Origin of the sequence: Herbihabitans rhizosphaerae (genome assembly GCF_004216555.1) — a bacterium.
GTDB lineage: Bacteria > Actinomycetota > Actinomycetes > Mycobacteriales > Pseudonocardiaceae > Herbihabitans > Herbihabitans rhizosphaerae.
Genome location: NZ_SGWQ01000007.1, coordinates 159462 through 184356 on the forward strand (window position 1 = coordinate 159462; position 24895 = coordinate 184356).

The 24895-nt window shown below is 70.0% G+C and carries 27 protein-coding genes and 2 pseudogenes; 12 read left to right on the forward strand and 17 right to left on the reverse strand.

The window, feature by feature from the left end:
• Positions 1 to 60 precede the first annotated feature (60 nt).
• On the forward strand, positions 61 to 579 hold the full coding sequence (locus EV193_RS21190) for a lytic polysaccharide monooxygenase auxiliary activity family 9 protein (protein WP_130345942.1): 519 nt from the start codon (positions 61 to 63) through the stop codon (positions 577 to 579).
• Positions 580 to 633: 54 nt separating this feature from the next.
• A complete protein-coding gene (locus EV193_RS21195) occupies positions 634 to 1182 on the forward strand; it encodes a pYEATS domain-containing protein (RefSeq protein ID WP_165401444.1) in 549 nt (182 codons plus the stop codon).
• On the opposite strand, the gene EV193_RS21200 is transcribed toward EV193_RS21195, so the two are convergent.
• The 5 genes from EV193_RS21200 to EV193_RS21220 all read right to left on the reverse strand — a co-directional run bounded on the left by EV193_RS21200 (position 1172) and on the right by EV193_RS21220 (position 6147).
• Positions 1172 to 1567, reverse strand: coding sequence for a nuclear transport factor 2 family protein (locus tag EV193_RS21200; RefSeq protein ID WP_130345944.1), 396 nt, complete (start codon positions 1565 to 1567; stop codon positions 1172 to 1174). The two genes, EV193_RS21195 and EV193_RS21200, sit on opposite strands and share 11 nt — an antisense overlap.
• A gap of 10 nt (positions 1568 to 1577) precedes the next feature.
• Positions 1578 to 3605: an NADPH-dependent 2,4-dienoyl-CoA reductase gene (locus EV193_RS21205; RefSeq protein ID WP_130345945.1), complete on the reverse strand. Its 2028-nt coding sequence runs from the start codon at positions 3603 to 3605 to the stop codon at positions 1578 to 1580.
• Positions 3602 to 4144: a PadR family transcriptional regulator gene (locus EV193_RS21210; protein ID WP_130345946.1), complete on the reverse strand. Its 543-nt coding sequence runs from the start codon at positions 4142 to 4144 to the stop codon at positions 3602 to 3604. Before EV193_RS21210 ends, EV193_RS21205 begins: the two co-directional genes overlap by 4 nt.
• Positions 4145 to 4318: 174 nt before the next feature.
• Positions 4319 to 5359 carry a galactose-1-phosphate uridylyltransferase gene (gene galT, locus EV193_RS21215; RefSeq protein ID WP_130345947.1) on the reverse strand — a complete coding sequence of 347 codons (1041 nt, stop codon included), beginning with the start codon at positions 5357 to 5359 and terminating at the stop codon, positions 4319 to 4321.
• Complete coding sequence (locus tag EV193_RS21220) at positions 5356 to 6147, reverse strand: DeoR/GlpR family DNA-binding transcription regulator (protein ID WP_130345948.1); 792 nt, start codon at positions 6145 to 6147, stop codon at positions 5356 to 5358. The genes galT and EV193_RS21220 overlap by 4 nt, the downstream gene beginning before the upstream one ends.
• 182 nt (positions 6148 to 6329) lie before the next feature.
• On the opposite strand from EV193_RS21220, the gene EV193_RS21225 reads away from it, so the two are divergent.
• A complete protein-coding gene (locus EV193_RS21225) occupies positions 6330 to 7046 on the forward strand; it encodes a response regulator transcription factor (RefSeq protein ID WP_130345949.1) in 717 nt (238 codons plus the stop codon).
• A 404-nt stretch (positions 7047 to 7450) separates the two neighbouring features.
• Here the strand turns inward: EV193_RS21225 and EV193_RS34200 are convergent.
• The 4 genes and pseudogenes from EV193_RS34200 to EV193_RS21240 form a co-directional block, all read right to left on the reverse strand.
• Positions 7451 to 8059: pseudogene (locus tag EV193_RS34200) on the reverse strand (iron chelate uptake ABC transporter family permease subunit); the annotation flags it as partial.
• Positions 8060 to 8085: 26 nt separating this feature from the next.
• A pseudogene (locus EV193_RS34585) lies at positions 8086 to 8765 on the reverse strand (FecCD family ABC transporter permease).
• Between the two features lie 60 nt (positions 8766 to 8825).
• Positions 8826 to 8993 carry a hypothetical protein gene (locus EV193_RS34590; RefSeq protein ID WP_341273184.1) on the reverse strand — a complete coding sequence of 56 codons (168 nt, stop codon included), beginning with the start codon at positions 8991 to 8993 and terminating at the stop codon, positions 8826 to 8828.
• Positions 8990 to 9796 carry an ABC transporter ATP-binding protein gene (locus EV193_RS21240; RefSeq protein WP_207222732.1) on the reverse strand — a complete coding sequence of 269 codons (807 nt, stop codon included), beginning with the start codon at positions 9794 to 9796 and terminating at the stop codon, positions 8990 to 8992. The genes EV193_RS34590 and EV193_RS21240 overlap by 4 nt, the downstream gene beginning before the upstream one ends.
• A gap of 160 nt (positions 9797 to 9956) precedes the next feature.
• Between EV193_RS21240 and EV193_RS21245 the strand changes: the two genes are divergently transcribed.
• The 6 genes from EV193_RS21245 (at position 9957) to EV193_RS21270 (ending at position 14332) form a co-directional block, all read left to right on the forward strand.
• Positions 9957 to 11171 (forward strand): alkane 1-monooxygenase, encoded by a 1215-nt coding sequence (locus EV193_RS21245; protein WP_130345951.1) that lies wholly within the window; start codon positions 9957 to 9959, stop codon positions 11169 to 11171.
• Positions 11171 to 11344: a rubredoxin gene (locus EV193_RS21250; RefSeq protein WP_130345952.1), complete on the forward strand. Its 174-nt coding sequence runs from the start codon at positions 11171 to 11173 to the stop codon at positions 11342 to 11344. Before EV193_RS21245 ends, EV193_RS21250 begins: the two co-directional genes overlap by 1 nt.
• The gene (locus tag EV193_RS21255) at positions 11341 to 11514 is read left to right on the forward strand and encodes a rubredoxin (protein ID WP_130345953.1); all 174 of its coding nucleotides are present in this window, start codon (positions 11341 to 11343) and stop codon (positions 11512 to 11514) included. The genes EV193_RS21250 and EV193_RS21255 overlap by 4 nt, the downstream gene beginning before the upstream one ends.
• Positions 11511 to 12701: an NAD(P)/FAD-dependent oxidoreductase gene (locus EV193_RS21260; RefSeq protein WP_130345954.1), complete on the forward strand. Its 1191-nt coding sequence runs from the start codon at positions 11511 to 11513 to the stop codon at positions 12699 to 12701. The genes EV193_RS21255 and EV193_RS21260 overlap by 4 nt, the downstream gene beginning before the upstream one ends.
• A gap of 71 nt (positions 12702 to 12772) precedes the next feature.
• Complete coding sequence (locus EV193_RS21265) at positions 12773 to 13390, forward strand: TetR/AcrR family transcriptional regulator (RefSeq protein WP_130345955.1); 618 nt, start codon at positions 12773 to 12775, stop codon at positions 13388 to 13390.
• A 75-nt stretch (positions 13391 to 13465) separates the two neighbouring features.
• On the forward strand, positions 13466 to 14332 hold the full coding sequence (locus tag EV193_RS21270) for a GNAT family N-acetyltransferase (RefSeq protein WP_130345956.1): 867 nt from the start codon (positions 13466 to 13468) through the stop codon (positions 14330 to 14332).
• Positions 14333 to 14352: 20 nt separating this feature from the next.
• Here the strand turns inward: EV193_RS21270 and EV193_RS21275 are convergent, their stop codons facing one another.
• The 3 genes from EV193_RS21275 to EV193_RS21285 are packed head-to-tail and all read right to left on the reverse strand — an operon-like array spanning position 14353 to position 18183.
• On the reverse strand, positions 14353 to 16200 hold the full coding sequence (locus EV193_RS21275; RefSeq protein WP_130345957.1) for an AMP-dependent synthetase/ligase: 1848 nt from the start codon (positions 16198 to 16200) through the stop codon (positions 14353 to 14355).
• Positions 16197 to 16955, reverse strand: coding sequence for an SDR family NAD(P)-dependent oxidoreductase (locus tag EV193_RS21280; protein WP_130345958.1), 759 nt, complete (start codon positions 16953 to 16955; stop codon positions 16197 to 16199). Before EV193_RS21280 ends, EV193_RS21275 begins: the two co-directional genes overlap by 4 nt.
• Positions 16945 to 18183, reverse strand: coding sequence for a lipase family protein (locus EV193_RS21285; protein ID WP_242613548.1), 1239 nt, complete (start codon positions 18181 to 18183; stop codon positions 16945 to 16947). The genes EV193_RS21280 and EV193_RS21285 overlap by 11 nt, the downstream gene beginning before the upstream one ends.
• Positions 18184 to 18277: 94 nt before the next feature.
• Here EV193_RS21285 and EV193_RS21290 point away from each other — a divergent pair, with 94 nt between their 5' ends.
• Positions 18278 to 18907 (forward strand): TetR/AcrR family transcriptional regulator, encoded by a 630-nt coding sequence (locus tag EV193_RS21290; protein WP_130345959.1) that lies wholly within the window; start codon positions 18278 to 18280, stop codon positions 18905 to 18907.
• Positions 18908 to 18986: 79 nt separating this feature from the next.
• Complete coding sequence (locus EV193_RS21295; protein WP_242613549.1) at positions 18987 to 19844, forward strand: poly(ethylene terephthalate) hydrolase family protein; 858 nt, start codon at positions 18987 to 18989, stop codon at positions 19842 to 19844.
• 75 nt (positions 19845 to 19919) lie between these two features.
• Here the strand turns inward: EV193_RS21295 and EV193_RS21300 are convergent, their stop codons facing one another.
• Genes EV193_RS21300 through EV193_RS21315 form a run of 4 tightly spaced genes read right to left on the reverse strand, consistent with a single transcriptional unit; the run spans position 19920 to position 22317 of the window.
• A complete protein-coding gene (locus tag EV193_RS21300) occupies positions 19920 to 20501 on the reverse strand; it encodes a TIGR03086 family metal-binding protein (RefSeq protein WP_130345960.1) in 582 nt (193 codons plus the stop codon).
• A 9-nt stretch (positions 20502 to 20510) separates the two neighbouring features.
• Positions 20511 to 21533, reverse strand: a complete 1023-nt coding sequence (locus EV193_RS21305; protein ID WP_130345961.1) for a sigma-70 family RNA polymerase sigma factor — start codon at positions 21531 to 21533, stop codon at positions 20511 to 20513.
• 5 nt (positions 21534 to 21538) lie between these two features.
• Positions 21539 to 21922: a VOC family protein gene (locus EV193_RS21310; protein ID WP_130346102.1), complete on the reverse strand. Its 384-nt coding sequence runs from the start codon at positions 21920 to 21922 to the stop codon at positions 21539 to 21541.
• A gap of 5 nt (positions 21923 to 21927) precedes the next feature.
• The gene (locus EV193_RS21315; RefSeq protein ID WP_130345962.1) at positions 21928 to 22317 is read right to left on the reverse strand and encodes a VOC family protein; all 390 of its coding nucleotides are present in this window, start codon (positions 22315 to 22317) and stop codon (positions 21928 to 21930) included.
• Between the two features lie 147 nt (positions 22318 to 22464).
• Here EV193_RS21315 and EV193_RS21320 point away from each other — a divergent pair, with 147 nt between their 5' ends.
• A complete protein-coding gene (locus EV193_RS21320) occupies positions 22465 to 23931 on the forward strand; it encodes a DHA2 family efflux MFS transporter permease subunit (RefSeq protein WP_130345963.1) in 1467 nt (488 codons plus the stop codon).
• A 31-nt stretch (positions 23932 to 23962) separates the two neighbouring features.
• Here the strand turns inward: EV193_RS21320 and EV193_RS21325 are convergent, their stop codons facing one another.
• Positions 23963 to 24838 (reverse strand): SDR family NAD(P)-dependent oxidoreductase, encoded by an 876-nt coding sequence (locus EV193_RS21325; RefSeq protein WP_130345964.1) that lies wholly within the window; start codon positions 24836 to 24838, stop codon positions 23963 to 23965.
• Positions 24839 to 24895: the final 57 nt, after the last annotated feature.

Sequence of the window (24895 nt, forward strand, 5' to 3'; positions counted from 1 at the left end):
TGCTCTCCGGCTATTCCCTGCCTCCTTTCTGCGGTGTGTACGAACCGAGAGGGAGAACAAATGAAAAACGCGAGGCGCAGGATTTCCACCATTTTCGCCACGTTGGGTATGGCACTCGTCATCGTGGCTGTCACACCTGGTGTGGCCAGTGCCCACGGCTATGTCTCCGCACCACCGAGCCGGCAGGCGCAATGTGCCAAGGGCACCGTCGAATGCGGGCCGATCAAGTGGGAACCACAGAGTGTCGAAGGCCCGAAGGGCCTGCGTGACTGTCACGGCGGCAACGCCCAGTTCGCCGAACTGAGCGACGACAGCAAGCCGTGGCAGGCCGCCTCGGTCGGCAAGGCGGTCGACTTCACCTGGACGTTCACCGCCGCGCACCGGACGTCGAACTTCGAGTACTGGATCGGTGGCACGAAGGTCGGCGACTTCAACGGAAACGCGCAACAGCCGCCGAACGGGCTGACGCACAACGTCGATGTCGGCGGGTTCTCCGGCCGGCAGCGGCTACTCGCGATCTGGAACGTCTACGACACGGCGAACGCCTTCTACGCCTGCGTGGACATCCAGATCAACTGACACGAAACACTCCCCGGGGGCGCTGTGAAGGATTGGATACCGTTTTTCCAGACGTTGATCTGGCCGGTCTTCGTCGGGCTGCTGGTGTTGACGTTCCGCCGCCGTGTCCGCCGGTTCTTCGACGCCGTCAACAGCCGGGTGGAGCGGGGTGACTCGTTCGAGGCGGGCACGTCGGGAATCAGACTCGGCGCGTCGTCACCGCACGAGTCGTCCGGCAAGGAGCCGGAACCGGGTGCTCAGCCCGTGCTCGACGCACCGCCGAGCACGATCGCGGCGCAGACGCGGCACGAGCCCGTGGAACTCGCGGCCTCGATCCATCTCGCGCACACGGCCCGCCGGGAGAAGTCGCTGGACCGGGGCGCCTACCGCTACTACAGCATTCGGGTCTTCCTGGAATCCGACAACGAGAACGACCTCGATCGCGTCAACAAGGTCGTCTACCACCTGCATCCGACGTTCTACGAGCCGGACCGCACCGTCGTCGACCGGGAGACCAACTTCGAGCTGCGGACCGCCGGGTGGGGCATGTTCAACCTGACCGCGGAGGTCCACCTTGCCGACCGGGTCGAGCCGCTGCGGCTGGAGCGGTACATCAACTTCTGAGCACGCCGTCCTCGACCAGCCCGCGCTGGATCGCCTCGCTGACCACCAGCAGTGACGACAGCGGCCGGATCATCACGGTGAAGGTGGCGATCCGCCCGCTGTCGTCGGCCTGGATCAGGTCGATCCCGTCCACCTGTTTGCCGTCCACCACGGTCCGGAAGCGCAGTACGTGACCGTCCACTTCGGACCCGGCGTACTCGCCGACGTACCGGAAGTCCACGAAAGTCCGTTGCAGCACACGGAAAAGCGCGCGCACCACCTCGATGCCCTCGAACGGCTTGTACTTCACCGGGCTGTAGAATCCGATGTCCTCGGCGAACAGATCGGTACCCGCGACCAGGTCGCCGGCCTCCACCGCCGCGCGAAACCTCTCCGCTGTGTTCACGATGCGCTCCTCAGATCGTCGCGGCCAGGCGCGTGCCCTGGTCGATCGCGCGCTTGGCGTCCAGTTCGGCGGCGACGTCCGCACCGCCGATCACGTGCGTGACCACGCCGGCCTCGGTGAGCTCGTCGACCAGGTCGCGCCGCGACTCCTGCCCGGCGCACACGACCACCGTGTCCACGTCGAGCACCCGAGGCCGCTCACGCTTGCTGCCGAAGGAGATGTGCAGCCCGGCGTCGTCGATCTTCTCGTAGTTGACGCCGGCCACCTGCTCGACGTCCTTGGCCTTCAACGCCGCCCTGTGCACCCAGCCGGTCGTCTTGCCCAGCCCCTTGCCGATGCGGGATGTCTTGCGCTGCAACAGGAACACCTGCCTCGGCGAGGGTTCCGGGCGCGGCTCGACGAGCCCGCCGCGTGCCGACTCCGGATCGGTCACGCCCCACTCCGCGCGCCACGCGTCGGCGTCCAGGCTGGGGGAGGAGGCATGCGTGAGGAACTCGGAGACGTCCACGCCGATCCCGCCGGCGCCGATGATCGCCACCCGCTCGCCGACCGGCTTGCCGTGCCGCACGACGTCCACATAGGACAGTACGGTCGGGTGGTCGATGCCCGGGATCGACGGCACCCTGGGCACCACGCCGGTCGCGATCACCACCTCGTCGAAGGCCTGCTCGACCAGCTCGCTCGCGGTGACCCGGCGGTTGAGGTGCAGCTTCACGCCGGTGGTCTCGATCCGCCGCCGGTAGTAGCGCACGGTCTCGGAGAACTCCTCCTTGCCGGGGATGCGCCGCGCGATGTCGAACTGGCCGCCGATGTCGCCGTCCGCCTCGAACAGGTCCACGGCGTGCCCGCGCTGTGCCAGGCTGGTCGCCGCGGCGAGCCCGGCCGGCCCCGCGCCGACCACCGCGACGCGCTTGGATCGCTTGCTGGGCAACAGGTTCAGCGTGGTCTCGTTGCCCGCGCGCGGGTTCACCATGCAGGTGGCCTTCTTCATCTTGAACGTGTGGTCCAGGCACGCCTGGTTGCACGCGATGCAGGTGTTGATCTCGTCGGCGCGTCCGGACTCCGCCTTGATCACCCACTCCGAGTCGGCCAGGAACGGGCGCGCCATCGATACCATGTCGGCGTCGCCGCGCTCCAGCACCTCCTCGGCCACCTGCGGCATGTTGATCCGGTTGGAGGTGATCAGCGGGAGGCTCACGTGCGGGCGGAGCTTCGCCGTGACACCGGTGAACGCGGCGCGCGGCACCGAGGTGACGATCGTGGGCACGCGCGCCTCGTGCCAGCCGATGCCGGTGTTGATGATCGTCGCGCCGGCCGCCTCGATCTCCTTGGCCAGTGCGACGATCTCGTCCCAGGTCTGCCCGTCCGGCACCAGATCCAGCATGGACAGCCGGTACACGATGATGAAGTCCTCGCCGGCGGCTTTCCGTGCCGCGCGGACGATTTCGACCGCGAAGCGCCGCCGGTTCTCCGACGAGCCGCCCCAACGGTCCTTGCGCTTGTTGGTGCGCGGCGCGAGGAACTGGTTGATCAGATAGCCCTCCGAGCCCATGATCTCCACGCCGTCGTAGCCGGCCTCGCGGGCCAGTGCCGCCGCGCGCCCGAAGTCGGTGATCGTGCCGCGTACACCCCGGTCGGACAGTGCCCTCGGCGTGAACGGCGTGATCGGCGACTTGATCGCGGACGGGGCCACCTTCAGCGGGTGGTAGGAATACCGGCCAGCGTGCAGCAACTGCAGCGCGATCTTGCCGCCCGCGTCGTGTACGGCGTCGGTGATCACCCGGTGCTCGCGTGCCTCGCGGGACGTGCTCATCTTCGAGGAGAACGGGTAGAACCAGCCGCTGCGGTTCGGCGAGAAACCGCCGGTGACCATGAGCGCCACGCCGCCGCGGGCCCGCTCGGCGAAGTACTCGGCGAGCTTGCCGAAGTCGCCGGAGCGGTCCTCCAGGCCGGTGTGCATCGAGCCCATCAGGACCCGGTTGCGCAGGGTGGTGAACCCGAGATTCAACGGGCGCAACAGGTTCGGGTACTCAGTCATCGCCTGTCTCGTTTCATCGCGTGGATTACCTCGTCGCACCAATCGAGCAGTGCCTGCTCGGCCCTGATGCCGCCGCGCAGTACCAGGTACTGGTGCAGTCGCTGCCCGGAAAGCGTTGCGGGATCAGGGAAATCTCGTTTCTCGAACACCCGGTAGACGTCCAGCCGCTCGGCGTGCTGGTCCCGGTGGCTGACGATCTCGGCCAGCACGGCGTCGGTGTCGCCGAACGACGCGCCGCGCAGCTTGAGCCCGAGTTCCATCCGCACGGCGGCGGGTTCGCCGGGCTGGGTCAGCCACCGGCGTAGCTCATCCAGACCGCCGTCGCCGACCTCGTACACCTTCTTGTCAGGGCGGCCGTGCTGTGTCACCTCGGTGACCGTCACCCAGCCGAGGTCCACCATCCGCTTGAGGGTGCGGTAGATCTGCTGGTGGCTGGCGCTCCAGAAGAACCCGATCGACTTGTCGAACCGGCGGGCCAGCTCGTAGCCGGTCCCCGACCGTTCTCGCAGCGACACGAGGATCGCGTGCTCCAGCGCCATGCTGTGACACGGTAATGCGCAACTAGATGCAGTGCAACTAGTTGCATATGGGGGACTTTAGCCCGCTAAAGTACGCGCCTCCAGGTGGTGTCGGGCGACCACGCACGGCAACTCCGCAGGTCAGGAGCCTGTGGACAACGGATTTGACGTAGACCGCGCGGTATGCGTGCGCACTTAACCCAGCAAAAGTCCGCGATCGAGGGCGCGCAGGCGGGTGGCGAGGTCCTCGGGGAGCACGTCGTTGATCCAGACGGCCATGCCGGACTCGGAGCCGGCCAGGTACTTCAGCTTGTCGGCGGTGCGCAGCACGGAGAACACCTCCAGGTGCAGCCAGGACAGATCGCGCCCGGTGCGCACCGGCGCCTGGTGCCACGCCGCGATGTAGGGCAGCGGACGGTCGTACAGGCCGTCCAGCATGTGCAGAACCCGCAGGTAGACCCGCGCGAAGTCGTCCCGCTCGGCGTCGGTGAGCGCGGGCAGATCGGGCACCTGACGGTGTGGCACCAGGTGCACCTCGACCGGCCAGCGCGCGGCGGCCGGCACGAACGCCGTCCAGTGCTCGGAGGTCGCCAGCACCCGTGAGCCGTCGGCCCGCTCCATGGCCAGAACATCGCCCATCGGCGACCGGCCGTGCTCGCGGGCGACGGTCAGCATGCGCTCGGTCTTCGGCGTGACGAACGGGTAGCCGTAGATCTGGCCGTGCGGGTGCGCCAGCGTCACCCCGATCTCCTCGCCGCGGTTCTCGAACGGGAACACCTGCTCCACGCCCGGCAGTTCGGCCAGCGCCGCCGTCCGGTCCGCCCAGGCGTCCACGATCGTGCACACCCGCGATGCCGGCAGCTCGCCGAACGAGGTGGTGTGCTCGGAGGTGAAGCACACGACCTCGCACCGGCCGAGACCGTTCACCTGGGAGAACGACGGGAAGCGGTTCTCGAACACCACGACGTCGTAGCTCGACTCGGGCACCTCGGTCGGCCGGCCCGGCGTGGACGGGCACAGTGGGCACAGGTCGGCCGGCGGCTTGTACGTGCGGGTCTGGCGGTGCGCGGCCAGTGCCACCCACTCGCCGGTCAGCGGATCGCGGCGGATCTCCGAACCGCCGGCCTGCTCGGGCAGATCCCGCTCGTCGGTCGCGGTGCGCTCGGGCGGGTCGGGCGAGTCGTCGAAGTAGATGATCTCGCGCTGGTCGGCGAGCCGGCGGACGGTCCTTCTCACCCGGCGGCCTCCTCGGGCACCCGCGCGACGATCAACTCGCCGACGGTCTCATTGAGCAACTCGCTCGCCTCCTCGTCCAACCCGTCATCGGTGACCAGCGCCTCGGCCTCGTCCAGCTCGGCGAACGTGGAGATGCCGACCGTGCCCCACTTGGAGTGGTCGGCGAGCACGACGAGGCTGCCGCCCGCGCCCACCAGCGCGCGGTTGACCTCGCTCTCCTCCATGTTCGGTGTGGTGAAACCGGCGTCCATCTCCACGCCGTGCGCGCCGAGGAACACCTGGTCCAGGTGCAGCCCGCGCAGCGTGCGCACGGCGACCGGCCCGACCAGCGCGTCCGACGGCGTGCGCAGCCCGCCGGTGAGCATGACCGTGCGGTCGCTGCGACCGGCGCGCTGCAGCACGTCGGACACCTTCACCGAGTTGGTCACCACGGTCAGGTCGGGCACCGAGTCCAGGCAGCGGGCCAGCGTCCAGGTGGTGGTGCCGGCGCCGAGCCCGATCGCGGTGCCCGGCAGCACCAGGTCGGCCGCGCGCTGGGCGATCGCCAGCTTCTGCGCCAGCGCGCGCACGGACTTCGCCTCGAAGCCCGGCTCGTCGACCTTCGGCCCGGTCACCGAGGTCGCGCCGCCGTACACCTTGTCCACCAGGCCGCGCCTGGCCAGCGCGTCGAGATCCCGCCGGACGGTCATATCGGACACCCGCAGCCGGGTGGCCAGCTCGTGCACACGCACCGCGCCGGCGCGCCTGACTTCCTCGAGGATCGCGTCCTGGCGCTGTCTGGCAAGCATGCCGCCCACCTTTCGCCCACGGAGCCCATCACAATTCTACACAACCGAACGTGCGGTTCTGTTCGATCGCGGAGGCAAGGGTGCCCTTCCGTGATGACTGTCACTGTTACCCCGCGTCATACGTACGCGGGACCGAAGTTTCTGTGTTGACTTCGTCCCCGCCGAAGGAAGGTCCCCCCGACATGGCCGCACCCGTTCTCGCCCGCCCGACATCCGAGACCCGCCAACCGACGCAGCGGCTCCGGGTGCTCGCCTTCGACGCGCTCCCGCTCTCCAGGTTCGGCATGCGCACGCTGGTCGACGCGGCCGCAGACCTGAGCTGGCTCGGCTCGGCCGCCACCGTCCGCGCCGCCGTGCCGATGATCGGCAGACTCCGCCCGGACGTCGTGGTCGTGCACAGCACGCTCGACCCGAACGCCGCCCTCGCGAGGCAGCTCACCACCTCGTTTCCGTGGCTGACGCTGGTCGTGCTGGTCGACGACCGGCACCGCGCCGACTGGTACGTGCGCGCGCTGCGGTCCGCCGGCGTGCACGGCATCCTCGCGCCGGGCACCGCGCCGGCCGTGCTGCTCACCGGCATGCGCATGGCCCACGCGCAGCGCCAGTTCGTCGATCCCGACCTGATGTCCGGCACGAAGGGCGGCGGACGCTCCACCGGCCCGCTGTCCGGACGGCAGCACGAGGTGCTCACGCTGATCGCCGAGGGCTACGAGAACGCGGAGATCGGCGGCATGCTGTTCATCTCCGTGGAGACCGTGCGCAGCCACGTCAAGGAGATCCTCAAGCGGATGCGCGCCCGCGACCGTGCGCACGCCGTGGCCCGCGGGTACCAGACCGGCATGCTCGACGTGCGGCTGCCGTCCGCCGCCGGTCTGCCCGAGATCGAGGTCGTCGGATGATCACGGGTGTGCTGCTGGCCGTGCTCGTCGGGTACGCCGGCGTGGCGTGGGTGATCGACCGGAGGCGGGCTCAGGCACGCCCGGTGCGGTGCCCCCGCCAGAGCAGTCAGACCAGGTAGATCCCGCCAAGCCCGCCGGTGACCACGCCGACCGGGAGCTGGCTCGGCGGTGGCAGCAGGCGTGCCACGATGTCGGCCGCGATCAGCAGCACCGCACCCATCAGCGCGGCGGGCACCACGGCCGCGCCCTGGCTGCCGGCCACCCGCGTGGCCAACTGTGGGGCGGCCAGCGCGACGAACACGATCGGCCCGACCGCGGCGACCGAGATGCCGGTGAGCGCCACCGACGTGGCCAGCACCGCGAGTCGGGTGCGTTGCACGCCGAGCCCGAGGCCGCGCGGTCTCGTCGCCGAGCGCGAGTTGGTCCAGCGGGCGGATCAGCAGCGCGGCCAGTGGCAGCAGCACGGCGGCCACGCCGAGCAGCAGCCACACCTGCGGCCAGGTCACCCCGGCCAGGCTGCCGACCAGCCACACGTGCGCCGCCTGCGCGTCGTACAGGTCCGCGCTGATCAACAGGTACGCGGTGATCGACTCCAGCATCGCGGCCACCGCGACGCCGATCAGCACCAGCCGCACGCCGTGCACCCCGCGCCGCCAGGCCAGCAGGTACATCGTCACGGCGGTGAGCAGTCCGAACACGATCGCGCCCGCGGAGACCGAAAACCCTTGTGCGCCAACGGCGAGCATCATCAGCACGCCGCCGGCCGCCGCGCCGTTGGTGACGCCGACGAGGTCCGGGCTGCCGAGCGGATTGCGGGTCACCGTCTGGAACTGCGCGCCGGCGGCACCCAGGCACAGGCCGACCAGCAGCCCGCCCTGACCGACCACAGTGGACAGTGTCTCGCCGAGGGTGAGCGTGCTGTCCAGGCTCAGCGACCAGACGGCGAGCACCAGCGCGACCGCCAGCAGTGTCACGCATGTCCACAGTGGACGGTGGTGCACGCGGACGGACATCAGGTCGGCGGGAGTGCGCAACACGGTCACTGCGCCACCGCCTTGGCCCGGCGCATCAGCGCGATGAACACCGGCGCGCCGAGGAAGGCCATCACCACCGCGACCGGCACCTCGGCGGGCGCGATCACCCGGCCGAGGATGTCGGCGAGCAGCAGCAGCGCGGGCGACCACACGGCCGTGTACGCGAGCACCCACCGGTGGTCCGGTCCGGTGATCACGCGGGCCATGTGCGGCACCGCGAGTCCAAGGAAGCTGATCGGCCCGACCCGGCTGTCGCCGCGCCGCACAGCAACAGCACGGCGAGTATGCCCAGCGCACGTGTTCGGCCGGGGTGTGCGCCGAGCGCACGCCCGGTGTCCTCGCCGAGCGCGAGCGTGTTCAGCGCCCCGGCCAGTGTCGCTGCCATCAACGCGCCCGCCGCCACCAGCGGTGCCACCACGGCCACCACCGACATGATCGCCTGTTGCGTGGCGGTGACCGCGATCCCGGACAGTGCCAGCCTGGTGTGCGACGACGCGCGCCCGCCGACGCCGAGCGCGTACACCGCGGCGGCCGTCACGCCGGCCCCGAGCAGCGCGAAGATCACGTACTCCGACGGGCGGGTCATACCGAGGAACACCACGGCGGACACCACTGCGAGCGTGGCGCCGGAGTTCACGCCGAACAGGCCGGGGTCGGCCAGCGGATTGCGGGTGAGTGCCTGCATCAGCACGCCGGCCAGGCCCAGTCCGACCCCGGCGACGAGCCCGAGCAGCGTGCGCGGCAGTCAGACGTCGTGCACGGTCGTGGACAGCTCCGAGCCGTCCGGGTGCCACGGCAGCCGCCACACCTCACCGGCCGGGATGGCCCGCGCGCCGACCGCGACGCTGAGCACCACGAGCGCGGCGAGGACCGCGATTCTGGCGGCGAGTCCGACCCAGCGCGATCGGGTCACGCCGGTGTCGTCGCGCGGCGGCGAGCCGCCGGCACGACCATCGGCCCGCCGGTCTGCGGGTCGCTGATCACCTCGCACTCGATGCCGAACACCTCGCGGACCAGGTCCACGTTCACGATCTCGGCCGGGTCGCCGTGCGCCACGATCTGGCCGTCCCGCATGGCGATCAGGTGTGTGGCGTAGCGGCACGCCTGGTTCACGTCGTGCAGCACGGCGACCAGCGTGCGGCCGGCCTCGCGCAGGTCGGCGCACAGGTCGAGCACCTCGATCTGGTGCGCGATGTCCAGGTAGGTGGTCGGCTCGTCGAGCAGCATCAGATCGGTGTCCTGGGCGAGCGCGAGCGCCAGCCACACCCGCTGGCGTTGTCCGCCGGACAGCTCCTCGACCCGGCGGTCGGCCAGATCGTCGACACCGGTGGCGGTCATGGCCTCGCGCACGGCACGCTCGTCGTCGCGTGACCACTGCCGCCACAGCCGCTGGTGCGGGTAGCGGCCGCGGGCGACCAGGTCGGCGACCGTGATGCCGTCCGGCGCGGTGGGCGACTGGGGGAGCAGGCCCAGCGTGCGGGCCAGCTCCTTGGTCGGGTACTCGCCGAGGCGCTTGCCGTCCAGGAAAACCGTGCCCTCCTTGGGACGCAGCATCCTGGCCAGTGCGCGCAGCAGGGTCGACTTGCCGCAGGCGTTCGGGCCGATGATCACGGTCAGCGAGCCGTCGGGGACCGCGACGTCGAGGTCGGTCGCGACGACGCGGCGGTCGTAGGCCAGCGTCAGGTCTTCGGCGTGCAGGCGCACGGAGTCGGCCACGGGTCACCTCGGCTCGGCAGTTTGGTAAGGCTACCTTAACCGCCGCGCATCACGTGGACGTGTTCGCCTAACTGAGTGCGATTGATTGACACGATCTTGCTGTCGTGTAAACCTCTGAAACATCGCGAAGTTGTGATGTCAAGCACGAGGAGGTGTCGCCATGACCGCGGCGGCGAACGAACGGGCGGCCGACACCGCCGCTGACACTGGGGTCACCTGGCGGGACGGCAAGCGATACGCGTGGCTGCTCGGACTGGTCGTGCCGTGCGCCCCGTTCATCGCGCTCGGACTGGTCGAGCTGACCGGATCACCGGTCTTCTGGTGGGCCGGACCGATGATCATCTTCGTTCTGATCCCGCTGATCGACGTGATCGTCGGGACCGATCAGGAGAACCCGCCGGACGATCTCATCGAATGGCTGGAGAACGACCGCTACTACCGCTGGGTGACCTACCTGTACCTGCCGATCCAGTACCTCGGCCTGGTGTTCGCCTGCTGGCTGTGGACGTCGCACTCGATGTCCACCGTGGACAAGATCGGCCTCGCGGTGACCATGGGCGTGGTCGCCGGCATCGGCATCAACACCGCGCACGAGCTCGGCCACAAGAAGGAGAGCCTGGAGCGCTGGCTGTCCAAGATCGCGCTGGCGCAGGCCGCGTACGGCCACTTCTTCATCGAGCACAACCGCGGCCACCACGTGCGGGTCGCGACGCCGGAGGACCCGGCGAGCGCGCGCTTCGGCGAGACGTTCTGGGGCTTCCTGCCGCGCAGCGTGATCGGCAGCCTCAAGTCCGGCTGGCACCTGGAGAAGCAGCGCCTCGCCCGGTCCGGCACGAGCCCGTGGACGTTGCGCAACGACGTGCTCAACGCGTGGGCGATGACGATCGTGCTGTTCGGCGCGCTGGCCGCGGTGTTCGGCTGGCAGGTGTTGCCGTTGCTGGCGATCCAGGCGGTGTTCGGCTTCGCGCTGCTGGAGGTCGTGAACTACCTGGAGCACTACGGGTTGCTGCGCCAGAAGACCGCGTCCGGCCGGTACGAGCGCGCGGCGCCGAGGCACAGCTGGAACTCCAACAACGTGTGCACCAACGTGTTCCTGTACCACCTGCAGCGGCACAGTGATCACCACGCCAACCCGACCCGCCGCTACCAGGCGCTGCGGCACTTCGAGCAGGCGCCGCAGCTGCCGGCCGGGTACGCGTCGATGATCGTGATGGCGTACTTCCCGCCGGTGTGGCGCGCGGTGATGGACAAGCGGCTGCTGGCGCACTACGACGGCGACGCGACGCTGGCGAACCTCAACCCGCGCAACAAGGACAAGCTGCTCGTCAAGTACGGGCCGAGCGGTGAGCGCGGCCGGCACGCGGCGGTGGCGTGATGAGCGGCTACCGGTGTCCGGTGTGCGAGTACGTGTTCGACGAGCGCGAGGGCGACCCGCGTGAGGGGTTCCCCGCCGGCACCGCGTGGGCCGATGTTCCCGACGACTGGTGCTGTCCCGACTGCGGGGTCCGCGAAAAGATCGATTTCGAACCGATGGAGGTGTCCCGATGAAGGTGTACCGCTGCGAGGTCTGCGGATTCGAGTACGACGAGGCGCAGGGCTGGCCCGACGAGGGCATCGAGCCGGGCACCCGCTGGGAGGACATCCCGGACGACTGGTCCTGCCCGGACTGCGGCGCCGCGAAGGCCGACTTCGTGATGGTCGAGGTCACGCGAGCATGAGTGTGGACACGATCGCGATCGTCGGCACGGGGGTGGCCGGTGCCACCGCCGCGCTGACCCTGCGCGACGCCGGGTTCGACGGCCGGGTGCTGCTGATCGGCGAGGAGCCGCACGCGCCGTACCGCCGCCCGCCGCTGTCCAAGGACGTGTTGCGTGGCTCGATGCCCGACGAGCGCACCCGCCTGCGGCCGGCCGAGCACTGGGCGACCAAGGGCGTCGAACTGCGCACCGGCGCGCGGGTGACCGGCATCGCCGCCGACGCGCACGAGATCGTGCTGCTCTGCGGCGAGACGCTGGGTTACGACCGGCTGTTGCTGGCCACCGGCGGCCGGCCGCGCACCCTGCCGGTCACCGACGGCGTGCCCGGGGTGTTCACCCTGCGCACCCTCGGTGACGTGCCGGCACTGCGTGACGCGCTGACCGCCGGTACCCGGGTGCTCGTCGTCGGCGCTGGCCTGGTGGGTGCCGAGGTGGCGGCGAGCGCGCGGGCGATGGACTGCGCGGTGACCGTGCTGGAGGTGGAGCGCACGCCGCTGGCCCGTGTGCTGCCGCCGGTGATCGGTGTGCGGTACGCCGGGTTGCACCGCGCGGCCGGCGTGGACCTGCGCACCGGGACCGGCCTGAAGTCGTTGGCGCACAACGGTTCCGAGCTGGTCGCGATCGACACCGACGGCGCGGAGTCGCACGCCGACGTGGTCGTGGTGGCGGTCGGCATGGTGCCCAACACCGCGCTGGCCGAGACCGCCGGCATCGAGATCGACCGCGGCCCGGTCGGCGGGATCACGGTCGACTCGCAGGGTGCCACCTCCGCGCCCGACGTGTACGCGGCCGGCGATGTGGCGAACCTGCCGAACCGCGTGCTCGGCGGACGGCAGCGCGTCGAGCACTGGATGCACGCGCAGGACCACGGCGCCGCGACCGCCCGCGCGATGCTCGGCCAGGGCACGCCGTTCGACGTCGTGCCGTGGTGCTGGTCGGACCAGCACGGCGTGACCGTGCACATCACCGGCTGGCCGGACGCCGGCGACGAGGTGCGCCTTGACGGTGACCTCGATGGGATGAACTTCGCCGCTGAGTTCCGCCGCGATGGCAAGCTCGTCGGGGCGGTCGGAGTGAACCGTGCGGCCCAGATTCGCTTGCTGCGCAAGGAGATCGCCGCGCGCACCTCGTCGGAGGCGATCGCGTGACGGGCCGGGGCGCGACGGCTGCGGTGTCTACCTCGTTGACGCGGGCAGGGGCGCGTGACAACCATGTGGACATGACCTCACTGTCACCCGCACGGACAGTCGTGCCCTACGCCGAAGCCGCCCGCGCGCTGCTGCGCGACACGCTGCTGGACGCGGCGAGCGATCTGCTGCGCGAGCGGAGCTGGGCGGACACCACGATGGCGGACATCGCGACCGCCGCCGGGGTGAGCCGGCAGACGCTGTACAAGGAGTTCGGCTCCCGGCTGGCCTTCGCCGAGGCGTACATCATGCGCGAGTCGGAGCGGTTCCTGACCAGCGTGGAGAACGCGATCGCGGCCAAGGTGCACGATCCGCGCGCGGCACTGGCCGGCGCGGTGACCGTGTTCCTGGAGGCGGCGGCCGACGAGCCGTTGATCAAGGCGATCGTGGCCGGCGACGACAGCGACGGGCTGCTCTCGCTGGTGACCAACCAGTCCGGGCCGATCCTGCACGTGGCGACCGAACGGCTGGCCGTGTTCCTCGGTGACACCTGGCCCGGCGTGGAGGAGCACGCGCTGGAGCTGATCGCCGAGCACATGGTGCGCCTGGCGGTCAGCCACGCCGCCTCGCCGTCGAACCCGCCCTCGGTGACGGCCGCCGGCATGGCCGAGATGTTCGGCCCCTACCTCGACGAGGTGGTCGGGCCGTAGCCGTGTCTCTTCGGGTCATCTCGCCGGCGGGAAACCGGGTGCGGACGATCGGCGCGGTGGTGTGAGATCGGGGATATGGCGATCGTGTTGGGCAATCCGGGAGTCGACGGGCTGAGCGTGGCTGTGGACGTGCTGCGGGAGTGGCAGTACGACGGGGCGCCGACGCAACTGCATCCGGGAGACCTTGGCTGGTTCTGGCGGTTCGGCGCGGAGGCGACGGCCGCGGCGGTCCGGACCTGGAGCCGGGACGGACAGATTCTCGCCGTCGGGCTGCTGGACGGACCCGAGCTGTTGCGGCTGACGATCGCGCCGGACGCGGTACGGGACGAGGAGCTGGCGCGGCGGCTGGTTGACGACGTGACCGAGCCGGGGCGCGGCGTACTACCGGCGGGGAAGGTGGCCGTCGAGGCGCCGAAGGGTTCGCTGATCCAAGACCTGCTGTTCGAGATCGGCTGGAACGCCGATGAGCCATGGACGCCGCTGCGCCGCGACCTCACGGAGCCGGTGAAGGACCCAGGCGTGCGCATCGAGATGATCGGGCCGGAGCAGGCGCACGTGCGGACCGCGGTACAGCGGGCATCGTTCGACAGGTCGACGTTCACCGATCAGCGCTGGCACGCGATGGCGGCCGGTTTGCCGTACGCCGAAGCCCGGTGTCTGGTCGGGTACGACGACCAGGGCAGCGCGGTGGCGGCGGCGACGGTGTGGTCGGCCGGTCCGGGGAAGCCCGGGTTGCTCGAGCCGATGGGCGTGCACCGGGAACATCGCGGTCGCGGCTACGGCAAGGCGATCACTGTCGCCGCGGCGGCCGCACTTCGGGAGCTGGGCTCGTCGAGCGCGATCGTCGTCACCCCGAGCGTCAACGTCGGCGCCGTCGCCACCTACGAGTCGGCCGGCTTCCAGCCACTCTCCGAGATCCGGGACAACTACCGCGCGGCCTAGGCGTGCGGCGCCCGGCGGGGTCAGCGTGCGGTGTGCAGGTTGGTGAGGGTGTCGGCGTACCTGTCCCGGATGACCGCGCGCTTGAGCTTGAACGTGGGGGTCAGCTCACCGGTGACGCCGTCCCAGGTCCCGTCGAGCAACGTCCAGCGTTTGACCTGCTCGACGCGAGAGAGCTGGGCGTTGCCGGTCCGCACGGCCCGTTCCACCTCGGCCCGTATCTCGGAGTGCGCCGCGGCTTGTTCAGGTGTGGCCGCCTCGATGCCGCGAGCGGTGCACCAGTCGCGCCAGCTCGTCGGGTCCAGGGTGATCAGGGCGACCAGGAACGGCCGGGCGTCGCCGTCCACGTACACCGTGCCGATCAGTTCCGACGCGCCGGAGATCGCCTGTTCGACGTTGGCGGGGGAGATGTTCTTGCCCGCCGAGTTGATGATGATCTCCTTCTTGCGGCCGACGATGCTCAGGTACCCGTCCTGGTCGATCCGGCCGAGGTCGCCGGTGTGCAGCCAGCCGTCGACGAACGTCTCCGCGGTGGCCTCCGGGCGATTGAGGTAGCCGGGCACGATTCCCTTGCCCCTGGCCAGAATCTCGCCGTCCTCGGCGATGCGCAGCTCGACGCCGGGCAGGGCGGTGCCGACGGTGCCCAGCCGAGGCGCGCGCATCGAGTTCATCGTCAGCACGGCCGAGGTCTCCGTCATGCCGTACACCTCGACGATGGTGATGCCCAGACCGCGGAAGAAGGTCAGCACGTCCACCGAGATCGGCGCCGCACCGCTGACCGCGACGATCACCTCGTCCAGGCCGAGCGCCGCGCGCAGCTTGCGGTGCACGAGCCGGTCCAGCAGCGCGTGCTGCAGCCGGGTCGCCGGGCCGATGCGGGCACCGTCGAATCTGGCCCGGCCGACCCGCTTGGCGATCACGATGGCGCGGCGGATCAGGGCTCGCCGCAAAGCGCCTCTTTCGGTGGCCGCCCGCTCGGTGACCGCGCCGAGGAACTTCTCCCAGATCCTCGGTACGGCAAGGAAAACGTGCGGCCGGATCGCCGGCAACGCCTGCGCCAGGGCCCGCATGTCGCGCACGAAGGTCACCGTCGAGGCGAGTTCGCAGCCGAGGTAGTGGGTGATCATGCGCTCGGCCAGGTGTGCCAACGGCAGGTAGGACGCCTGCGCGCGGCCGGGCTCAGGACGCTCGCCCAGATCCTCGACCACGCGGGCGAGCACCCCGTCGAGCACGGAACGGATTCCCGCGTGCGTGATGATCGTTCCCTTGGGGTGACCGGTGGTGCCGGACGTGTACACGATGGTCACCGCGTCGTCCGGGCGTACTCGCGCCGCCGCCCGCTCGACCTCGGCGATCCGGTCGTCCAGCGCCGACCGGGCGATGGCGGTGACCTCCTCGAAGCGCAGCACCTCCGCGGACGTCGTGTCTCCCTCCACCACGACGATCGCGCGCAGGTCCGGCAACCACGGCTTGATCGACAGCCAGGTGTTCACCTGTGAAGCGTCCACAATGGACACCTTGCAGGCGGAATCCCTTGCCACGTAAGCGAGTTGCTCGGGTGAGAGCGTGTTGTAGTACGACGTCGGGGTGGCCCCGGCGAGCAGCGCGCCGATGTCGCACAGTGCGTGCTCGATCCGGTTGATCATGTGCAGCCCGACCACGTCGCCGTGTTGGACGCCGAGGTCCAGCAGGGCCAGCGCCACGACCGAGGCCTCGCGCTCGTACTCGCTCCACGTCAACCACTGGTCGTCATCGAACAGCGCGGGCACGTCAGGGTGCTGGATCGCGTTGCGGCGCAACAGATCCAGCACGGTGCCACGGTCCGGGCTCGCCATCGGCACGTTCCGCCTCTCGGTTGCCGCGTCGGTCATCGGGGTGCCATCCGGATCGCTCCGTCGATGCGGATGGTCTCGCCGTTGATCATGTGATTCGCGAGGACGTGCGCGACCAGGGCGGCGAACTCCTCCGGTCGGCCCAGCCGCGCCGGGTGCGGCGTCTGCGTCTCCAGCGACCGCCGCGCCTTGTCCGGTAGTGCCGCGAGCAGCGGCGTGTCGAACATGCCGGGAGCCACGGTCACCACGCGAACGAAGTGCTCGGCGAGGTCGCGTGCCAACGGCAGGGTCATGCCGGCCACGGCCGCCTTCGACGCGGCATAGGCGGCCTGCCCGATCTGGCCGTCGAACGCGGCGACCGAGGAGGTGTTGACGATGACGCCACGCTCGCCGTCCACGGGTTCGTTGGCGAGCATGCGAGCCGCGCCGAGTCTGGTCACGTTGAACGTGCCCACGAGGTTGACCTCGATGACCGCGGCGAACGCCGCGAGCGGCAGCGGGCGGCCGTGGTCGACGACGCGCCCGGGCAGCCCGATGCCGGCACAGTTGACCACCGCGCGGACGGGCCCGAGCGCGGCGGCCGTGTCGAGTGCTTGTTCGACGGCCTGCTCGTCTGTGATGTCGGCGGACACGAACGTCGCGCCGAGTTCCTCGGCCGCACGCCGTCCAAGGTCGGCGTTCTGGTCGCACACAACGACGGGCATGCCGTGTTCGCGCAGCAGTCGTGCGGTCGCCAGACCGAGGCCGGACGCCGCGCCGGTGACCAGCGCGGCGCCCGATCGATCAGCCGGCACAGGAGTTCTTCGTCGGTTTGCCGGCGAACCGGTCGCCGAGCCAGTTCAGCGCGTTGGTGCCCCAGACCGACACCGTGAGGACGTGCTCTCCGAGCGGGATCGAGTGCCACTCCAGGTTGGTACCGACCGCGCAGTAGCGGGCCTTGAGTTCCTTGGCTCCCGAGTACGGGATCAGCTCGTCGATCGTGCCGTGGTACAGGTACACCGGCGCGGACGGTTTGACCGTGCCGAGCCTGTTCTCCGCCAGTCGCTTCTGCCACTTCGGCTGGTCGATCACGTCGGGCGTCGTGGTGAAGTCGTTGAGCCGCCGGAACGGCGCCGCCACGACCATCTCGGCGACACAGGCGTTGGCGACCCGCTCGGCGAGCTTCTTGCCCTCGGCGTTGAGTGCCTGGTCCAGTCCCAGCTCGGGGTAGGCCGCGGAGAGCCCGACCGCCGCGCCGAGCACCAGGCCGAACCCGATGCCGCCGTTGTTGCTGCGCGCGACCAGGTTCAGGTCCGACGGCACGCCTCCGGTCGCCGTACCGCGGACATTCAGCTCGGGCGCGTAGCCGGCGTGCTGTTCGCCGGCCGAGGCGGCGGCCTGACCGCCCTGCGAGTAGCCGAACACGCCGATCGGCGCGGCCGGGTCGATGCCGGCACCCGGCAACCTGGTCGCCGCGCGTGCGACGTCCAGCAGTGCGCGGCCGGAGGAGACGCCGGTGGCATAGGTGTGCGTGCCGGGGGTGCCGAGCCCCTCGTAGTCGGTGAGTGCGACCGCCCAGCCCTTCACCATGGCCTGCACCAGAAAGGCGATCTCGATCTCGGTGCCGACGCGGAGCTGGTAGGACGGCGCGCACTGGTCGCCGAGGCCCTGGGTGCCCAGCGCGTAGGCCATGACCGGGCGCGGACCCGGGCCGATCCAGGGGGTCGGCGGCACGATCACGGTGCCGGACACGGCGTTCGGCGCGCCGGTGGCCGAGGTCGACCGGTAGATCACCTGGTGCGCCTTCACCGGTGCCGGGAAGACCCGGAACGGCTCGGCGTACAGCGTGACCTCGCGGGAGCGGAGCACGTCGCCGGCCGGTACGTCGGGCAGCGGGGACGGCGGCGTGTAGAAGGAATCGTTCTGCGGAACCGGTGGGCGCTCGTCCTGGGCCGCCGCCGGCGAGTCGTCGGCGTGCGCGGCCACCGCGACGCCCAGTCCGAGGGCCACCACGCACAGCCCGGTCGCGAGTTTGCGGAGCACCGCTGCCTCCAACGGTTGGAGTGGTAATTTAGATTTTCGAACATAGCGTTCCGGGTAAGATCTGACAATCACTGTTTTTCAATCTGGAGGTCAGGTGGAGCCGACCGCGCGCACCTACGCCGGTGTCTCGCTGGACCAACGCAGGGATGACCGGCGGGAACGGCTGCTCGCCGCCGCGTTGGACCAGTTCACGTCGGTGGGTTTCCAGAACGCCAAAATCACTCACGTGTGCACAACCGCCGGTGTGTCCACGCGCAGCTTCTACGAGGTCTTCCCGAACAAGGAGGCGCTGCTGCTGGCGTTGCACGCGCGGATCAACCAGCTCGCCTACGACCGGGTCTCCGGCGCGCTGGCGTCGCTGCCCGACACCGATCTCGACACCCGGGTCGGCGCCCTGCTCGACGTGTTCCTCGGGGCCATCACGTCCGACCCCCGGCTGCCGCGGCTGAACTACGTCGAGGCGGTCGGGGTCAACGCCGACGTCGAGCGGCAGCACGAGGAATGGGTCATCCGCTGGGGCGAGTTGATCGAACAGGAAGCCGTTCGCGCGGCCGAGCGCGGTGCCGCCCCGCGCCGCGACTACCACCTCACGGCGATCTCGGTGGTCGGTGCCGTGACCGGGCTGCTGCGCGAATGGCAGGCGCACACCGACCGCTACGAGGTCGCCGACATCACCGCCGAGATCAAGGCGCTCATGCTCGCCGTGATCACCCGCGAGCGGTAGCGACCCCTTGTCGCCGAAGGGTCACCGGCGGTAGCGTGCCCATATCGGAAAATTGCTGTTACCACATCGAGGTGGGATCGTGCGGAAGCTGACCTGGACGGCGGCGGCACTCGCGTTCGCCGGCGTGCTCGCGACCCAGACGTTCGCGTCGGCGGAAGGAGCTGGGCCGTCCGCCGCGACCTGCCCCTCGGTCAACGGGAACTGGGCCGCACCCGGTCCGTTCGCGGTGACCTCGGGGTCCAACGGAACGGGACACACGATCTTCCGGCCGACCGATCTCGGCGGGCTCGGCTGCGAGAAGCACCCGGTGATCCTGTGGAGCAACGGCGCGGCGGCGGTCGTGGCGGCCTACACCGAGCTGCTGACCCACCTCGCCTCACACGGTTTCATCGTCGCCGCGGGGGAGGGCCGGTCCAGCTCCGGGCAACCGATGCTCGACGGGCTCGACTACCTCGCGCGCCAGAACGCCGACCCGAACAGCGTCTTCGCCGGCAAGGTGGACGTCGAGCATGTCGGCGCGACCGGTCACTCGCTCGGTGGCGGTGCCGCCGTCGGCGCGGGTGCCGACCCCAGGGTGGACACGGTCGCCCCGCTGCTCGGCGGGCCGTTCAACAAACCGGCTCAGCTGCACGGCCCGGCGCTGTTCACCGCCGGCCAGCGCGACGGGCTGGTGTGGCCCTCCGTGGTTCGCTCGCAGTACGACCAGGCCGCACAGGTGCCCGCGATCTACGCCGAACTTCGCGGCGCCGGCCACTTCGAGGCCAGCCGGGACGGCGGCCGGCTGCGCGGTCCGCTCACCGCCTGGTTCCGCTTCCACCTGCTCGCCGACGAGCACGCCCGCGGCGAGTTCTTCGGCCCCGGCTGCGGCTACTGCACCTCGCGGGAGTGGTCCGCGTTCACCCGCAACCCCAAGGCCGAGGCGATTCCCGGCCCCTAGACCAACTCGGTGGTGTGGTTCAGCCGTGCGGTCATGTCCTCGACGGTAGAACTTCGACCAATGTCGAGGTCAACGTCACGGCGTGCGACCCAGCATCGCGACGAACCGCGCACCGGCACTGGCGTCCGCCGGCACCGCGACGGGTGCCGCGAACCGGTGCGGCCGGTCGGCGTCGGTGACCAGCAGCGGCACCAGATCCAGCAGTTCCTCGGCCAGCGACGGCGGCACCGGCCGGTTCCGCCCGCACGCCCGAGCGACGTCCCAGCCGTGCGCGGCCACCTCGACCGCACCGGCCCCGGTGAGCACGGCCGCGGTCAGCGGGCAGCCGCCGACCAGCACCGGCCCGTCCCGCTCGGCCGTCGTCCACGAGCCGATCAACCGGCAGGCGCGGTCCTTCAGCGCGGCGACCGGCTCCTCGTCCGGATCGATGCCGCTGGCCGGCACCGGGTCCACGTACCCGATGTCGGCCGCCTCGGTGAGCGCCAGCAGCGAGTCGTTCATGTGATCAAGCAGCGCGCGCAGATCCCATGCGGCACAAGGGGTTTGACGCGTCATGGCGTCCGGCGTGACCAGGTGCAGACTGCCGAGTGTGTAGTTGACCGCGCGCTCGAGCAGCGCGATGCCGCCGATCGTCGCCAGCGCCATGGACCCCGCCATCACCGCTCCTCAACCCGCTGTCGGAAGTGTGTCGGGCAGCCCGAACTTGTCGAACAGGCTCTGCTCGAAGAACACCACGGTGTGCGCGACGCCGCCGTCGCCCAGCTCCACCACCTGGATGCCGAACTTGTTGTGCACGCCGTGCTCGTCGCGCAGGTACATGCCGAACGCCGGCTGTCCGTTGGCCACCGTGGGCACCAGCCGCAGGTCGCCGGCGCTCTTGGCCGGGCAGGCGAACTTGATCAGCCGCACGATGTCGACCGGACCGGAGTACCAGAACGGGAACGGCGGCATCTCGAACACCGCGTCGGAGGTGAACATCTCCACGAGCTTGTCGAACTCGTAGTTCTCGAACGCCGCCTGGTACTTCGAGAGCAGGTCGCGCTGTTCGGCGGTGACCTCCTGGTCGACCGTCTCCTCGGTCGGCTGGACCTGCTGCAGTTGCGCGCGCGCCCGCTGCAGCATGCTGTTCACCGCCGCGGTGGTGATCTCCAGCGCATCGGCCACCTCGGCGGCCTTCCAGCGCAGCACGTCACGCAGCACGAGCACCGCGCGCTGGCGGGCCGGCAGGTGCTGCAGCGCGGCCACCAGCGCCAGCCGGATCGACTCCCGCGAGGACACGATGGACGCCGGGTCGGACGGGTCGCCCAGCATCGAGTCCGGGATCGGCTCCAGCCACGGCACCTCGCCGCGCACCTCGAGCGGGGTCTCCGGTTCCGCGCTGGACGAGCCGAGGCCGGACGGCAGCGGCCGCCGGTTGCGCCCTTCGAGCGCGGTGAGGCACGCCGTGGTGGCGATCCGATACAGCCACGTGCGCAGCGAGGAACGGCCCTCGAAGTTCTCGTAGGCCCGCCACGCGCGCAGATACGTCTCCTGCACCAGGTCCTCGGCGTCGTGCACCGAGCCGAGCATCCGGTAGCAGTGCGCGAGCAGCTCTCGCCGGAACGGATCGGCCAGCTTCCCGAAATCCTCGGTCGCCGGCTTGCCTGTGATCGTCTCAGCGGTCTTCTCCACCACGGCCGTGCCCCTCATCGTCCTCAGAGCTCCATGACCGAGAAGACGTTACCCGCGGGATCGGTGAACCAGGCGATCGCAGGACCGGGATTCTCGTCGCTCTTGCGCACGACTCCCTTGTCGTCCTGGCCGAAGCCCTCGTAGCGCAGTAGCTCCACACCGCGCCCGGTCAGCTTCTCGATCGCCGCGTCGATGTCCTCGACCGGGAAGTTGAGCACGGTGAAGCCCGCGGGCTCGTGGTTCTCCTTCGGGTACACCACGATCGTCGTGTCGCCGGCGATGTTGAGCTGGAGGATGCCCATCTCGCTGTCGTCGACGTCGAGGCCGAGCACCTCGGTGTAGAACTTCTTCGCCACCGCCGTATCCGGTACGGCGAAACCACTGAACGCCTTGCTGCCGCTGAACATTCGGGTCACTTCCTTTCCATCTGCGCGCGGTGTTCCGCGCTGAGCTGGATGATCTGGACGTAGTTGCCGTCCGGGTCGATCGCGGTGGCGAAGTAGGAGCCGTCGCGGTCCTCCAGCTCGGCGAGCCAGGTCGCGCCCGCCGCGTTCAGACTGTCCACAGTGGACCGTGCGTCCTCGACGTCGAAGTTGAGCAGCACCCGTCCCGGCTCGGGGTTGGTGTCCCCGATGTCGTCGCGGGTGTCGATCATGACGTAGAAGCCGTCGAAGTCGAGCACGTCGTAGCCGGGTCCGTCGCCCGGCGTGCGCTCGACCTTCGGGGAGAACGCCGTCGCGTAGAAATCGCGGAGCCGGTCGGGCTTCGTGCTGGACAACAACAGGCTGCCGAGTGCTGCCATGGGGGTCCCTCCTCGGGTGTCGGATGCGCCTTCACGAGTACTGACCACCCGCGCGCCGAAAAGTCATCGCGATCGCGCCGATGAGTTTTCGCGGCGGCTCTGGTCAATACCGCTGTCCGCGTCACTGATCACCGAAAGGGACCAACAATGACCAGCAATGGAACGGTCGTCAGTGGGAACAACCGTTCCCGCTGGGCGGCCCTGATCGTGCTCTGCGTCGGCATGCTGATGATCGTTCTGGACGCCACCGTGGTGAACGTGGCGCTGCCGGCGATCCAGTCCGACCTCGGCTTCACCCAGTCCAGCCTGGCCTGGGTGGTCAACGCCTACCTGATCGCGTTCGGCGGGCTGCTGCTGCTCGCCGGCCGGCTCGGCGACCTGATCTCCCGGCGCGGGGTGTTCCTCACCGGGCTCGGGGTCTTCACCGTGGCGTCGCTGTTCTGCGGTGTCGCGCAGTCTCAGACGATGCTGATCGTGGCGCGGTTCGTGCAGGGTGTGGGCGGCGCGCTCACCTCGGCGGTGATCCTCGGCATGATCGTCACGATGTTCCCCGAGCCGCGCGAGCAGGCCAAGGCGATCGGCGTGTACAGCTTCGTCGCGTCGGCCGGCGGCTCGGTCGGGCTGCTCGCCGGCGGTGTGCTCACCCAGGTCATCAACTGGCACTGGATCTTCTTCATCAACATCCCGATCGGCATCGTCACCGCGATCTTCGCGCTGCGGGTGCTGTCCCCGGATCGCGGCACCGGCTTCGGCAAGGGCGCCGACGTGCTGGGCGGCGCGCTGATCACCGGATCGCTGATGCTCGGCGTGTACACGATCGTCAGCCCGGCCGCCGAGCACGGCTGGACCGCGCCGACCACCCTGTGGCTGGGCGCCGCGTCGATCGCGCTGCTGGTGGCGTTCGTGGTCCGCGAGGCGACGGCGGCCAACCCGCTGGTGCCGCTGCGGATCTTTCGGTCCCGCGTGGTGTCCGGTGCGAACCTGATCCAGTCGGTGACCGTGGCCGGCATGTTCGGCATGTTCTTCCTCGGCGTGCTGTACGTGCAGAACGTGCTGCACTACGACGCGCTGGAGACGGGCCTCGCGTTCCTGCCGGTGACCGTGGTGATCGGCACGCTGTCGCTGAAGTACTCGGAGAAGCTGATCACGCGGTTCGGCGCGCGGGCGACCTTGTTGCCCGGACTGGTGCTGATCGCCGCCGGTCTGGCGCTGTTCGCCCGCGTTCCGGTTGACGGCGTCTACCTGGTCGACGTGCTGCCCACGATGATCCTGATCGGTACGGGTGTCGGCGTGTGCTTCCCGGCACTGGCGACGCTGGCCATGTCGGGTGCCACCGAGAGCGACGCCGGCCTCGCCTCCGGGTTGATCAACACGACCACGCAGGTGGGCGCGGCGCTCGGGCTGGCCGTGCTGGCGACGTTGTCGGCGACCCGCACCGGCGAGGCGGCGGCCCAGGGCGCACCGGTCGAGCAGGCGCTGACCGAGGGGTACCAGCTCGGCTTCCTGATCGCGTCCGGGCTCGTGGTGGTGGCGATCGGTGTGGTGCTGACCGTGCTGCGCCGCGACCGCACCACGCCGGTCGTCGAGCCGGAGCTGGAACCCGTTGCGGCGTAAGGTTTTCTGGAGGTAAGGCCACGGCCTCGACTCATCCGGTCAGGTAACCGCCGGATGCGTCGAGGTCGGAGCCGACGATCGCGCTCGAGTCGGTCGAGGCGAGGAACATGACCACGGTGGCCATCTCCTCGGCGGCCACGATCCGCTTGATCGGATAGGACTGCGCGATCTCCTCGTAGGTCATGCCGAACGCCTCGGCGGCGCGGCGCAGCATCGGGGTGTCGACCGCGCCCGGCGCGAACGCGTTGATCCGGATGCGGTCGGCGGAGTACTCCAGCGCGGCGACCTTCGTCAGCGACGCGACCGCGTGCTTGCTGGCGTTGTACGGCGCGATCGTGGCGAACCCGACCTCGGCGGAGATCGAGGCGGTGTTCACGATCGCGCCGCCGCCCTGGGCGAGCATTCGCGGGATCTCGTACTTCATGCCGAGGAACACGCCGGCCGCGTTGGTGCGCCACACGTTCTCCAGGTCCGCGAGCGTCTGCTCGTGCAGCCGGACCGCGCGCGGGCTCTCGATCCCGGCGTTGTTGACCGCGATGTCCAGCCGCCCGTACCGGCGCACGCACGCCTCGACCAGGTCGCGGACCTCCGGCTCGTTGCGGACGTCGGCCCGCCGGAACGTGGCGTCGCCGCCCGCGGCCCGGATGCTCGCGGCCACCTCGTGACCGAGGCGTTCGCGCCGCCCGCAGAAGTAGACCTTGGCGCCCTCGGCGGCCATCGCGCGTGCGGTCGCCGCACCGATCCCGGACGTGGCGCCGGTGATCAGCACGACCTTGTCGGCGAACCGGCCCCGCCGGCCGGGCGTCCCCGCGACGGATCCCGCGGCGGCCCCGGGGGCGATCGCGCTCGCGGTGATGCCCAGCGCTCCGGCGGTGAGCACGGTTCGGCGGTTCGGCTTGTTCGTCATGTCGATCAGGCAACCAGCGGGCTTCACCACCGTCCAATACCCGCGCTCATGCCGTTT

What these genes read in the sequence shown, in the direction of transcription:
- EV193_RS21260 (WP_130345954.1), top strand. Translation starts at nt 11,511, where the DNA reads ATGAGTGTGGACACGATCGCGATCGTCGGCACGGGGGTGGCCGGTGCC.
- EV193_RS21325 (WP_130345964.1), bottom strand. Translation starts at nt 24,838, where the DNA reads ATGACGAACAAGCCGAACCGCCGAACCGTGCTCACCGCCGGAGCGCTG.
- EV193_RS21220 (WP_130345948.1), bottom strand. Translation starts at nt 6,147, where the DNA reads ATGCTTGCCAGACAGCGCCAGGACGCGATCCTCGAGGAAGTCAGGCGC.
- EV193_RS21210 (WP_130345946.1), bottom strand. Translation starts at nt 4,144, where the DNA reads ATGGCGCTGGAGCACGCGATCCTCGTGTCGCTGCGAGAACGGTCGGGG.
- EV193_RS21245 (WP_130345951.1), top strand. Translation starts at nt 9,957, where the DNA reads ATGACCGCGGCGGCGAACGAACGGGCGGCCGACACCGCCGCTGACACT.
- EV193_RS21265 (WP_130345955.1), top strand. Translation starts at nt 12,773, where the DNA reads ATGACCTCACTGTCACCCGCACGGACAGTCGTGCCCTACGCCGAAGCC.
- EV193_RS21250 (WP_130345952.1), top strand. Translation starts at nt 11,171, where the DNA reads ATGAGCGGCTACCGGTGTCCGGTGTGCGAGTACGTGTTCGACGAGCGC.
- EV193_RS21275 (WP_130345957.1), bottom strand. Translation starts at nt 16,200, where the DNA reads ATGACCGACGCGGCAACCGAGAGGCGGAACGTGCCGATGGCGAGCCCG.
- EV193_RS21190 (WP_130345942.1), top strand. Translation starts at nt 61, where the DNA reads ATGAAAAACGCGAGGCGCAGGATTTCCACCATTTTCGCCACGTTGGGT.
- EV193_RS21300 (WP_130345960.1), bottom strand. Translation starts at nt 20,501, where the DNA reads ATGGCGGGGTCCATGGCGCTGGCGACGATCGGCGGCATCGCGCTGCTC.
- EV193_RS21310 (WP_130346102.1), bottom strand. Translation starts at nt 21,922, where the DNA reads ATGTTCAGCGGCAGCAAGGCGTTCAGTGGTTTCGCCGTACCGGATACG.
- EV193_RS21305 (WP_130345961.1), bottom strand. Translation starts at nt 21,533, where the DNA reads ATGAGGGGCACGGCCGTGGTGGAGAAGACCGCTGAGACGATCACAGGC.
- EV193_RS21315 (WP_130345962.1), bottom strand. Translation starts at nt 22,317, where the DNA reads ATGGCAGCACTCGGCAGCCTGTTGTTGTCCAGCACGAAGCCCGACCGG.
- EV193_RS21255 (WP_130345953.1), top strand. Translation starts at nt 11,341, where the DNA reads ATGAAGGTGTACCGCTGCGAGGTCTGCGGATTCGAGTACGACGAGGCG.
- EV193_RS21225 (WP_130345949.1), top strand. Translation starts at nt 6,330, where the DNA reads ATGGCCGCACCCGTTCTCGCCCGCCCGACATCCGAGACCCGCCAACCG.
- EV193_RS21205 (WP_130345945.1), bottom strand. Translation starts at nt 3,605, where the DNA reads ATGACTGAGTACCCGAACCTGTTGCGCCCGTTGAATCTCGGGTTCACC.
- EV193_RS21320 (WP_130345963.1), top strand. Translation starts at nt 22,465, where the DNA reads ATGACCAGCAATGGAACGGTCGTCAGTGGGAACAACCGTTCCCGCTGG.
- EV193_RS21270 (WP_130345956.1), top strand. Translation starts at nt 13,466, where the DNA reads ATGGCGATCGTGTTGGGCAATCCGGGAGTCGACGGGCTGAGCGTGGCT.